The organism is Cryobacterium zhongshanensis (assembly GCF_022760445.1).
Classification (GTDB): domain Bacteria; phylum Actinomycetota; class Actinomycetes; order Actinomycetales; family Microbacteriaceae; genus Cryobacterium; species Cryobacterium algoricola.
Map to the genome: position 1 here is coordinate 142,204 of NZ_JALGAR010000006.1, position 9,960 is coordinate 152,163.

At 63.7% G+C, this 9,960-nt stretch carries 19 protein-coding genes; all 19 read right to left on the bottom strand.

The genetic code is table 11. The features are described 5' to 3' along the window. Positions 1 to 77 precede the first annotated feature (77 nt). Positions 78 to 698: a hypothetical protein gene (locus MQH31_RS17945; protein WP_243013181.1), complete on the bottom strand. Its 621-nt coding sequence runs from the start codon at positions 696 to 698 to the stop codon at positions 78 to 80. Beyond that, on the bottom strand, positions 695 to 1,414 hold the full coding sequence (locus tag MQH31_RS17950) for a hypothetical protein (protein ID WP_243013182.1): 720 nt from the start codon (positions 1,412 to 1,414) through the stop codon (positions 695 to 697). Before MQH31_RS17950 ends, MQH31_RS17945 begins: the two co-directional genes overlap by 4 nt. A 35-nt stretch (positions 1,415 to 1,449) precedes the next feature. Further along, entirely contained in the window at positions 1,450 to 1,761 is a 312-nt protein-coding gene (locus MQH31_RS17955; RefSeq protein ID WP_243013183.1) for a hypothetical protein, read from the bottom strand. Between the two features lie 4 nt (positions 1,762 to 1,765). Next, positions 1,766 to 2,365 (bottom strand): hypothetical protein, encoded by a 600-nt coding sequence (locus MQH31_RS17960; protein ID WP_243013184.1) that lies wholly within the window; start codon positions 2,363 to 2,365, stop codon positions 1,766 to 1,768. Positions 2,366 to 2,369: 4 nt separating this feature from the next. Further along, the gene (locus MQH31_RS17965; RefSeq protein ID WP_243013185.1) at positions 2,370 to 2,807 is read right to left on the bottom strand and encodes a hypothetical protein; all 438 of its coding nucleotides are present in this window, start codon (positions 2,805 to 2,807) and stop codon (positions 2,370 to 2,372) included. Between the two features lie 68 nt (positions 2,808 to 2,875). Next, positions 2,876 to 3,364, bottom strand: a complete 489-nt coding sequence (locus MQH31_RS17970; protein ID WP_243013186.1) for a hypothetical protein — start codon at positions 3,362 to 3,364, stop codon at positions 2,876 to 2,878. Between the two features lie 87 nt (positions 3,365 to 3,451). Further along, positions 3,452 to 3,688, bottom strand: a complete 237-nt coding sequence (locus tag MQH31_RS17975; RefSeq protein WP_243013187.1) for a hypothetical protein — start codon at positions 3,686 to 3,688, stop codon at positions 3,452 to 3,454. 320 nt (positions 3,689 to 4,008) lie between these two features. Continuing rightward, positions 4,009 to 5,292, bottom strand: coding sequence for a replication-associated recombination protein A (locus MQH31_RS17980; protein ID WP_243013188.1), 1,284 nt, complete (start codon positions 5,290 to 5,292; stop codon positions 4,009 to 4,011). A gap of 102 nt (positions 5,293 to 5,394) precedes the next feature. Further along, positions 5,395 to 6,129, bottom strand: coding sequence for a hypothetical protein (locus tag MQH31_RS17985; protein ID WP_243013189.1), 735 nt, complete (start codon positions 6,127 to 6,129; stop codon positions 5,395 to 5,397). Then, complete coding sequence (locus MQH31_RS17990; protein ID WP_243013190.1) at positions 6,126 to 6,347, bottom strand: hypothetical protein; 222 nt, start codon at positions 6,345 to 6,347, stop codon at positions 6,126 to 6,128. The genes MQH31_RS17985 and MQH31_RS17990 overlap by 4 nt, the downstream gene beginning before the upstream one ends. A gap of 123 nt (positions 6,348 to 6,470) precedes the next feature. Then, entirely contained in the window at positions 6,471 to 6,944 is a 474-nt protein-coding gene (locus MQH31_RS17995) for a hypothetical protein (RefSeq protein ID WP_243013191.1), read from the bottom strand. Between the two features lie 79 nt (positions 6,945 to 7,023). Next, entirely contained in the window at positions 7,024 to 7,308 is a 285-nt protein-coding gene (locus tag MQH31_RS18000; protein WP_243013192.1) for a hypothetical protein, read from the bottom strand. Between the two features lie 3 nt (positions 7,309 to 7,311). Next, positions 7,312 to 7,626 carry a hypothetical protein gene (locus tag MQH31_RS18005; RefSeq protein WP_243013193.1) on the bottom strand — a complete coding sequence of 105 codons (315 nt, stop codon included), beginning with the start codon at positions 7,624 to 7,626 and terminating at the stop codon, positions 7,312 to 7,314. Between the two features lie 3 nt (positions 7,627 to 7,629). After that, positions 7,630 to 7,824 carry a hypothetical protein gene (locus MQH31_RS18010; RefSeq protein ID WP_243013194.1) on the bottom strand — a complete coding sequence of 65 codons (195 nt, stop codon included), beginning with the start codon at positions 7,822 to 7,824 and terminating at the stop codon, positions 7,630 to 7,632. A gap of 44 nt (positions 7,825 to 7,868) precedes the next feature. Continuing rightward, positions 7,869 to 8,522 carry a SufD family Fe-S cluster assembly protein gene (locus MQH31_RS20925; RefSeq protein WP_243013195.1) on the bottom strand — a complete coding sequence of 218 codons (654 nt, stop codon included), beginning with the start codon at positions 8,520 to 8,522 and terminating at the stop codon, positions 7,869 to 7,871. Next, positions 8,522 to 8,959 carry a DUF7768 domain-containing protein gene (locus MQH31_RS18020; RefSeq protein WP_243013196.1) on the bottom strand — a complete coding sequence of 146 codons (438 nt, stop codon included), beginning with the start codon at positions 8,957 to 8,959 and terminating at the stop codon, positions 8,522 to 8,524. Before MQH31_RS18020 ends, MQH31_RS20925 begins: the two co-directional genes overlap by 1 nt. Beyond that, positions 8,956 to 9,432, bottom strand: a complete 477-nt coding sequence (locus MQH31_RS18025) for a hypothetical protein (protein ID WP_243013197.1) — start codon at positions 9,430 to 9,432, stop codon at positions 8,956 to 8,958. Before MQH31_RS18025 ends, MQH31_RS18020 begins: the two co-directional genes overlap by 4 nt. 137 nt (positions 9,433 to 9,569) lie before the next feature. After that, positions 9,570 to 9,755 carry a hypothetical protein gene (locus MQH31_RS18030; protein WP_243013198.1) on the bottom strand — a complete coding sequence of 62 codons (186 nt, stop codon included), beginning with the start codon at positions 9,753 to 9,755 and terminating at the stop codon, positions 9,570 to 9,572. A gap of 25 nt (positions 9,756 to 9,780) precedes the next feature. Beyond that, positions 9,781 to 9,957: a hypothetical protein gene (locus MQH31_RS18035; protein WP_243013199.1), complete on the bottom strand. Its 177-nt coding sequence runs from the start codon at positions 9,955 to 9,957 to the stop codon at positions 9,781 to 9,783. Positions 9,958 to 9,960: the final 3 nt, after the last annotated feature.

Consider the following 9,960-nt stretch of genomic DNA (forward strand, 5'->3'; position numbering starts at 1 on the left):
GTCCGGGTCCCATTCTACCCGTTGAGGGTGCCATTTCTCCTGATAAACCAGCAGAAGCAGCACCCGCCGATTGTGGATCAGGCTTTGGAAAGCGGTCCAGATACCTGGATGAGCGTGCGTTCGTACGTCCCGTCAGGCATGCTGCGCAAACCGCGTTCCGGGGTGTCGACGATCACGAATGCTCGCTCAACGGCTTCGAGCTGGGTGAGCACCGCGCCGGGCAGGGAATCGAAGCTGAGGTCGATCAGCTTTTCGTCAGGACCCACCATGGCGGGGATCAGAACGATGTTCGCGTTGATCGTGCCGAGGTCAGCCATGGGCACGACCTTGGATCCGGCCGCGAGGCGGCGGAACCGTTCCGCGTCCGACTCGATGTACGGATTGTTCACGGCGTCGCGTTCAGGCGGACGGTTGTCGTAATGGTTCTCCTGGCCGAAGAGCAGCGACTCGTAGGGCACCCCTGCGCGCTCGAATGCGGCTGCGACCGCGAGCCCCGGGATTGAGGAGAGGTCCACGATTCCGTGCTTGATGCGCAGGGTGCTGATCAGCCGCCCGATGGTCTCGGTGAGCAGGAGCGTGGCCGCCCGTGGATCAGTGAAGAAGACCACGGTGCGCTCGGTGAGGGTCGCGGTTCCGCCTGCGCTTTCTTCGTCGTCGACGATCTCGGCATCGACGATGTCTTCCGTTGCGGTGATCACTGGGCGTCCTCCTCGTGCATGGCCAGGGCGTCAGCGATGCAGGTCCTGTATTCGATGATGAAGGTCTCTCCGTCGACGCCGATGGGTACGGCGGTGCCTGCGGACGTTGCTCCAAATGCGAACGCCTTCTCGTGGACGAAGTCCTCGACGATGCGGTCTTGGCGCGTTCCCGTGACGTGCTCGAGGAAGGTACCGCGGTCGATGCTGATGATGACGCTGACGCAACCCTTCTCATCCATCATCGCAGCGGCAGCCTCAGGGCTGATCGGGAAGACGGGCGCGCTGGATCCGTTGAGGTCCGACATCGGAGCGAGCGTGTGCAGGTCTGCCGTGACAGCGTCGAGCCAGACGGCGCGTTCTCCGGTGGCTCGCTCGACCCAGGCCATGGCGTCGAGGATGCACGTTCGTGCGCCGCACACCCAAGTGGAGGCCATGGCGCAATCGGGATCGTAGGCATCGCTCTGCGAGGCGTTCACGACGCGAATGCGTGTGAGGTTGGTTTTCGGCTCGTCCTCGTAGAGATGCTGGCAGCGAGGCTCATCGTCGGCTGTGCCGTGAATCTCGTCCTGGTTGTCGTCGCCCTGGTCGGTGTACCAGTCGGCGAGTCCGATGGTGGTGTCGAGCTGGCCGGCGTCCCGTGCCCAGTCCCTTGCAGCCTGCTCGGGGACGTCGACGTGGCGCCCGTCGGGCAGGTAGGCGGTGGTGGATGTGGACATGGTTCGGGACTCCTTGGTTTGGATGATATTGGGGGTCAGCGCGGCGTGCCCGGTGTCGCAACGAGAAGCGCGACGACGCGGGTGGCGTTGGTGAGATCGAATTCTCGGGTGAGGGCTTTCATGGCCAGCTCTTCGTGGCCGTTCGTCCAGTCGGACGCGGCCATGTTGACGAGCAGCTGGATCTGCCAGAGCGGCTTCTCGGGGTACTCGCTTGCGAGGTGCTGGATGGCGGCAACGGTGCCTTCGGCGGTGACGAGATCTGTGTTCAGACCCTTCTGGGTGCCCGACCCAACGGTCAGATGCAGCTCGGTGTCGGTGTCGTCGGCCAGGGTGGCTGATGCGGTCAAGGCGTCACGCTTCTTTCGTTGTGGTGTCGAGGGAGTGAGCGGGAGCGGCCGGGCTTGCGTCTGCGTCGTCATCGAAGAGTTCAGACAGCAGTTCAGACAGTGTCCGTTCGGGGCGAGGCGGGACGTGCTCTTCGCAGAGGTACTCGAGGTTGCCGTTCGCGTCTGTGTCCCAGTGGTAAGTGGTGCCGATCTGGCAGGTTTTGCAGAACTGGCCCAGCTGTTCACCCGTGAACACCTTTGATCCGAAGGTTTTGCAGCGCGAGCAGAAGCCCGCGCCATTGTGGTAATCGCGTGGCTCCCAGTCGTGGGTGCCGCTCCCATCAGTGCAGTGCAGGGCCAGCTGGTACTTGGCCCAGGCTGCGTTTTCGCATTCTTCAGCACTCACCCCTTCGCCCCGAATGAACGCGGCGCCGGGCGGGTAGACCTCAATGAAGAGAGTTCCGTACGATTTTGGCTCGCCGGGCTTCGCGTTGCGGACGAAGACGAGTCCGCGGCCGGCGCTGACGACGGTAGCTTTCGGCCACGGGTGCTGGGCCTGGTAAATACCGGCGCTGCGGAAGTCGATGGTCGTGCCGACGTCCTCATTTGTGATGATGGCGCGCATGGGCTCAGTCCGCAGTTTCGGTTTCGTCAGGCAGCTCGGCGAGGGTGAGGTCGAATTCGTACCAGTCCTCGTGTTCCTCGTCGGGTGCGTCGAGGTAGTTCCAGACCTCGTCGTCGCTGCCAAGAAGCCGGATGGCGCGGTCGGCAACGGACGCGGCCCGCTTCTGGTCGCCGGTGAGTGCCGTGGCAACGTCGTCGTCCTGAAGCTCGACATCCTCCACGTCGTCCTCTGCGCTGATCAGCTGGATCAGGCGGGGCTCGTCCTGGTCCCAGTAGCGAGCGAACACGGCGACCGCGTGCTGGGGGAAAGCCTGACGGAGCACGGCCTTGGCGTGCATGACGCGCAGAAGGTCGGCCGGGCGCTTCGCCGAGTCGAGGATCGTCTCCGCGATGTCGCGGGCGGCTTCGATCTCTTCGATGCTGTTCTTTTCGGTGACGGGCATTGGGGCTCCTTCGGTGTGCAGGGCACGGGTTCGTGGATGGATTGCGTGGTTGATCGGTCTTGCCGCGGTTAGCGAAAGAGATGTCTTATTTCGCGGGAACCACGGAACTCGATCATGTGATTGGGCACGTCGCACTCGATTACGAAGTGCTCGGGGTTCAGTGGATCCTGTCGGTGGGGAAGAGACAGCGCGCCGGTGATGGACCAGACGCCCCAGCTCGTGGCGCTCCCAGACCAGAACCCAATCTCGTCAGGCTTGGCCGAGGCGTAGACCCCCCTGGGTTGGCCGAGCGCGTAAACGCCTGCGTGCCCACGCCTCGGGTCCGAAGCCAGCAGGCCGAAGCAAGCGATGCTCGGTTGATTTCGTAGTGCCGATGCGTGGTAGACCACGTCCGGCATCTCTCGTTTCAGGGCCGCTGTCCGTAGAGCTGCATAGTCCAGCGAGGGGTCCTCGTTGAACAGCTCGAGCATCCGTTCCGCAAGGTCTTCGCGGAGTTCGTGGCTGGACGCTTTGTAGTGGATGTGACGGAGGGTCTCGTCGGCGGTAAGCCGGGTCATTCCGGGTTGGCCCAGCGATATGCGGGCGGAATTGAGTTCTTGCCCATCGCTGGGCCTCCTTTCAAGAGGTGGTTGGAATGTCGAGGATCAGGCCTTTTCCCACCACGACTCACCGGCCGCAGTCTGGGCCTCCTCGTAGTTGTTTTCGAGGCTGATGGTGACGACCTCGACCGAGTGAATTGCCTCGCCGATTTCTTCGAGGAGTGGGTGCTCAGGGTTCTGTTTGTAGAGCATGTTCGAGAGGTCGGTAAGCACACGATCGGCTTCGTGCAGCGACTCCTCCACGCGGACCGCTTCGTTGTGCTGTTCATTGACGTATGACATGGGGATCTACTTTCTTTCTGGCCGGCGCGAGGGGTGCCCGGCATTCGTGGCCTCGATCTGGCCGATCCTCATTCGTCCGGACCTGGGTGATTGTGGTCGCCCGTGCACGTAGCCGGGTCGCCCAGGGAATCGTTCGCGTAGTGGTTCGGCTTGGAGTTGTCGCGTGTTACAGGGATTCGCTCATCCGGAGATGCAGCGTCAAACCCCGCGTTGAACATTCGCGCTGTCTCGCGAGGAGCCTCGGGCGTTTCTCCCAGCACCTTTCGTCGGGCTACGGCCCTCTTCGTTCGGTACGCGGCTTCGGTGACAATTGCCATGCTTCAAATCCCATTCAGATTCTTGATCGCACTCATGCGGGTTCCGAGAGTCTTCTCGAAGCCGTTCTGGGTCGGTGCGTAGTATTCGGCGCCCATTGCCTCGTTGGGTAGGTACGTCTGCGCCACGATCCCGTAGGGGAAGTCGTGGGGGAACAGGTACCCCCGGCCGTGGCCGAGTGCCTTCGCCCCCGGGTAATGCGCGTCGCGCAGGTGCATCGGCACTTCGCCGGTCCTGCCGGCGCGAACGTCTGCAAGCGCGCTGTCAATGCCGTTGATGATTCCCGGCGACTTCGGCGCCGTGGCGATGGCCACGACCGCCTGGGCAAGGTTGATCCGCGCCTCGGGCATGCCGATGAGCTGCACAGCCTGTGCTGCAGCGACTGCTACTCCGAGCACCGACGGGTCAGCCATGCCGACGTCCTCGCTGGCGTGCACGATCAGCCTGCGTGCGATGAAGCGTGGGTCTTCTCCGGCTTCGATCATCCGGGCCAGCCAGTGCAGAGCGGCCTGGGGGTCGGATCCGCGCATTGACTTGATGAAGGCAGAGATGATGTCGTAGTGCTGGTCGCCGTCCTTGTCGTAGCGGGCGATGGCTTTGGGGGCCACCTCGAGGACGAAGTCGATGTTGACGTTCTGAAGCCCCTGCGATGCGGCGGAGTTGGCGACCGCTTCCAGCAGCGTGAGCGCTTGCCGGGCGTCGCCGGATGCGCTGCGCGCGATGGCCTCGATGGCCTGCAGCTCGAAGCTGACGGCGTTGTTGAGGCCCCTTTCGGAGCCCAGCGCGGATTGAAGAACCGCGATGAGGTCCGCCTCCGAGAGAGACCGCAGCGTGAGCAGCACGGAGCGACTCATGAGTGCAGCGTTCACAGCGAAGCTCGGGTTTTCGGTTGTGGCACCGATGAGCGACACGGTGCCCTGCTCGACGGCGGGGAGCAGGATGTCCTGCTGGGCCTTCGAGAAGCGGTGGATCTCGTCGATGAACAGCACCGTGCGCTGACCGTCAGTGGCCAGTGCCTTGCCCGCGGCCGCGATGGCGTCGCGGACTTCCTTCACGCCGGCCGATGTGGCTGAAAGCTCGACGAAGCGCCGTGACGTCGACGCGGCGATCGCCTGAGCGATCGAGGTCTTGCCTGTGCCAGGTGGGCCCCAGAGCAGGACCGAGGTCGATGAGTCGCTCTCAGCCAGCTGGCGCAGCGCCGAACCGGGTCCGAGCAGGTGCAGCTGTCCGACGATCTCGTCGAGGGACGTGGGCCGCATTCGCGCGGCCAGTGGTTCGTGTGCGGGCATTTCTAGCTCCAGATTCCGGGGGAGTGGTCACGAGGCCTGCAGCCGCCAGGGCACACGACAACGGCCACCGCGTTCAGCAGTGGCCGTTGTCGTGTTGCGCGTCTAGCGGCCAAGCCCGTCGTGAGCGGCGGGTGCTTCTAGGTTGTTCGGCTCATCGGGGCGGAGCTCCGGGAAGCGTCGGTAGTTCTTCTCGGCGGCAGCGGTGGTCTCGCGGCTCTGCTGCTGGAGGTCCCTGCGGATGCTCGTCACAATTTGCTTGGCGTGCATCTTGGTGTTCTCGAGCGGCACAGGCTGAGTGCCTGGCCGGAACATGCGCCGCGACAAGTATTGATATGTCGCTTGCTGCATGTCGTCTGCCCGTTGTGACGTGAGTCTCGAGAGTTGATCGGGGCGCGCCGCCACGCGCTCGTGCTCCTCACACCAGGTGCGAAGCGCTCCGTCTGAGCTGATGAGCACGGCGGGTAGCCGTGCCTCTTCCTCGGCGGCATCCATGAGCGAGACCACTGTTGAGTCCTCGTAGTCCGATTTCCCGAATTTGTCGAGGAGCCCGTAGTCGGTCACGGGGATGTAGCCGAGAACGTGCTTCTCGGGGCCGTAGTCGTCCTCGCTCATGATCATTTCGACGTACTCACGAACGACCTTCTCGTTAGCGCCCATTTCGAGCAGCTTGTTCGTCGTCGTCTTGAGCATCATCTCCGAAAGGTAGATCGGCATGCCGTTGTCGTCAGAAACCGCCCGCATGGCGGCCTCGTGATTCCTGCTGTCTGGATTGACGGCGTCGATCAGGACGTTGACATCGAAGACGATGACCGCCTTCGGCACCGGCTTCTCGCTCATGCTTCGTTCCCAGGAACGGCGCCTGGCTCGGGAGCGCCGTTCGGCCACATCCGGGTGCTGATGTCCTGGATCTTCCGCAGGCGCTTCTCGGCACGATCGGCCTTGAGCGCTTCAACGATGAACTCGTTGATCGACGGGAGACCGCGCTCTTCGAGGAGCTGGCGGAAGTCCTTCTCGACAGCGGGCTCGAGGTCTACTTTGAGTTTGGTATCCGTCATGCGGGTGCTCCATTCTGTCGGTTCTGCCGACATCGGCCATACAGTGCTTCCATACTAATTCTGCCGACCTCGTTTCTTGTTCGTTTTCGAGCAGATTCGTGTGTGATTATCTGACGTGGGTGCTTAGCCTGAGCGTCGTTCGTTGTGCACGCAGCTCCCGCAGAGGCCGTCTCCGGCGTGCACGTCATCGGCGGCGATGCCTTCACCGCATTCGATGCATGAGGCCTTCACCAACTGCCAGGCGCCGGTGGCCTCGTCGTACTCGATGCCAGCGTCGGGGGCCGCTACGTCGACGAGATAGTTCATGGCGATGCTCTCACCGTCGACGCCGCGGGCGTCAAGGGCGGCGATGAGCGCGGCCAAGCGATTGCTGATTGGTTCGGTGTGACCGTCACCGTTGATGACGACCGTAACCAGGTCATCGGTTTGCGTGTCGATGGTGACGGTCACCCCGTCCTGCCCGCGGGTGGGTCGGGCGCTCACGGTGATCATGGTCGAGGACTCTTCGTTCTCGAAGTCGACCTGTCCGGTCGTGCCGCCGTGGACCTTCGGTTCGAGGATCTCGCCGGTGTCGTAGGGGGTCAGGGAGGTGCTCATGGGTTGCTCGATTCTGGGCGTTAGCGCGGTGTCGCGGAAGTAGGGGTCTTGGATGGGTGTGAGCAGGACTGCGCGAGGGTCAGCCCTCGTCGGCGTCTTCGTCCTCTTCTTCGTCTTCGCTCGCGGCCATCCAGATGGCTTCGGTCGGCTCGGTCCAGTCCTCTTCGGTGATGACGTACCCGATGCGGTTGACGTAGTGCCACCCCGACGCAATGACGAGGCTGCCGTCATCGCCATTGACGATGGTCCACAACTTGGTGGACACCCGGTCGAGTCCGTGGTCGGAGGGCCGGATGTCCTCGCCGGTGGCGTCGGGGACGGTGGTGAACTGGGTGTCGAACTCGTCTTCGGTCAACGTCTTCATGGTTCAGCCCTCCTGGGCGGTGTTCGTGAGTGGGAGGCGCAGCAGGGAGCACATGCGCAGGTTGTGATCGACCGAGAGCCAGTACTTGATGCCGTCGTAGGTGACGATCTGGGCGCCGAATCGTTCGGCTTCGTCGACCGGCGTGTAGCCGTTGATCGTGGCTGCACCGTCGTTCTCGGTGCCGTAGTCCCACTGCGCCAGGTGCGCCGCGAGTTCCTCTGCGGACACGTTGGCCACCTCGTCGAACTCGTCGCCGTCGAGGGTGATGATCCCCACGAGAAGCGTGTCCTTGTCGGCAAGCGTTTCGGTTCGTTGCATGGCTCAGACCTCCCGGTCGTTTTGGTGATCGCGGATGCTCTGGCGCTCGCGCGCGGCGCGGGAGCCTTTTTGGCTGGACGGTACGTGCGGCTGGGCCGCGTTGGATTTGCCGAGCTCGCGCATCCAGTGCGCTTGCTCAGGGTTCTGCGTGGGCAGGAAGCCCGCCACGGTGAATCGTTGGTGCTGTTTCTTAGCCACGACGGGCCTCCTTTCGGTTCGTTGTTCGTGCTTGGAACGCTCGCTCAGTGGGAGCCGCGGCGGTCTTTCCTGTGGTTCGCCTGCCCAACACCCGCGAACATGGTCGTGAGCCACTCGGGGAACGTCACGTAGACGAAGTCGAGGGACTTGATCGTGTCGAAGATCATCAGGGTGGCCTCGCTGCGCGGGATGCCCCGGCTCTGCAGGTAGAACATCCTGTCCTCGTCGAGCACGACTTCGCCTCCGAGAGAATGAAGCTCAGCCTCGGGGTCCGACGCGAGATCCATCGGGCGCGTGGCCATCACATATTCGTGAGGCCACAGGTGCAGGTCTCCGGCCGGCGTCGCGATGACGGCCTGCTGGGGGTAGAACGTCACCTTCGATCTGGTGGTGAAGCTCGCCGAGTTCATCTCGTGCCTGCGTGCACGCCACATGCTGATGGGCGGTACGCGGAAGCGGTCCATCATCTCGGTATGGGGTTCCTCGAGGACGATGATCCAGGCCCCATCGTCGGGGATGGCTTTCCCGTCTCGCTCGGGGAAGTATTTCTCAGCCTCGAGCCCCGCGTCCATCGCTTCTTCCCAGCCGTCGTCGACGGCCTCGGCGTGCCGGTCGGCCTCCCATTCGTGCCACTCGTCGGTGATGACGGTGCGGCGCGCGTCGGCGTACTTCTTGGGTGCGGTCTTCGAGATGGGCACTAGCCGCGTTCCCAGCCCGGGATCGAACGCTCTTCCACGATCACGTTGAGTTCCTCAGCGCGGCGGATGCCTTCTCGCATGCCGTTGCTGATGCCGCGGTCGACGTAGACGACGACGCGGTCGACAAGCGCGAGCCAGGCGAAGCCTGCCACCATCCCGATCTCGCGTTCGAGTTCGTCAGTGTCGTCGAGCACGAACTTCTGCGCGTAGAGCATGTGGCTGGCCATCGGTGCCTCGCCGCGCAGCAGCGAGTCGCGCAGGGCGGCCCGCCCGTACAGCTGGTTCAGCCCCAGTCCGCTCTTGGAGGGTGACGCGAGCGGTGACTCGATGATGACCTTGGTCTTGAACGACGGGTGCCGGGCCTTGACCGCAGCGAGGTCGGTGGCGGTGGCGGCGGATTCTCGTGCCGGCGCCGAAATGAAGGTCACGTTGCTCATGCCAGATCGCCGCTCTTGCGTGCGATCGCAACCCAGCGTGCGGCGTCGTCGTGCTCCAGGCTGAAGCAGCGGGCCACGGCCTGCACCGGGTAGTCGCCGACCAGGCGCGCCAGGCGGTACACGAGCACGGTGTTCTCGAGGTGCTCGGCGGTGGGAGCGAGTCGGGCCTTTTCGGCCACGGCGCGTCCAGCGGTCCCCTTGAAGAAGCTTTTCACGGGTGCGCGTTTGGACAGCTCAGCGTTCTGTTCACCGAGGGCGACGCGAAGTGCGTCGCGGCGGATCGCCCCGAGCCGCATCTTGCTCAGCAGTGTCGGAGTGATCGCCACCGTGGGGTGCTCGGCGGTGAGGCTGGCGTTGGTGTAGACGCCGGCGCGGTCGTTGTGGATGACACGGATCTTCACGCTGGGCCGGTCGATGGTGCCCTGCACGTTCAGGTGTAGGAACTGGGGCGTGTTGATTGCAGGTGTGGGCATCGTGGGTCTCCTTTGGACGATGTCGAGGCGGATATGAGGGTGCAACGCGGTGGTTCTCGGTCGTTCGGGCGCACGGCGACGCCGTCGGCATTTGCGGTCCGTGCCGAAACTTGATGGATATGGCCTGCGGGCTGGTGTCAGCTCAGAAGAATGCGCCGGGCCTCGTCGAGATCCGATGACCCGTAGTACTTGCGGAAGTCCGCAGCGTCCATCTCGGACACGTACTCGAGGTACTCTTCGGCATCCCATTCGTTGTCGTCCATCATGTTTTTGGCATTGAAGATGATGAGGTTGGTGCTTGCCGCTGCGGCCTTTTTGGCCATTCGGGCGCTCCTTGGTGTCGGGTGTTCAGTGCTTGGGGACGCGGCCCTCGGCGAGGGACTCGTATTCGGCGGCTACGCGGTTGCGCTCCGTCCGGTTGATCGACTGTGCCCGCGGCGCGAGGACCGGGCAGCACCCGCACGATTTCGTGCCGGACCTTCTGCGGCGGTGGCCGCCGCGCTGGTCGCGATCGTCCTGGCTCATGGG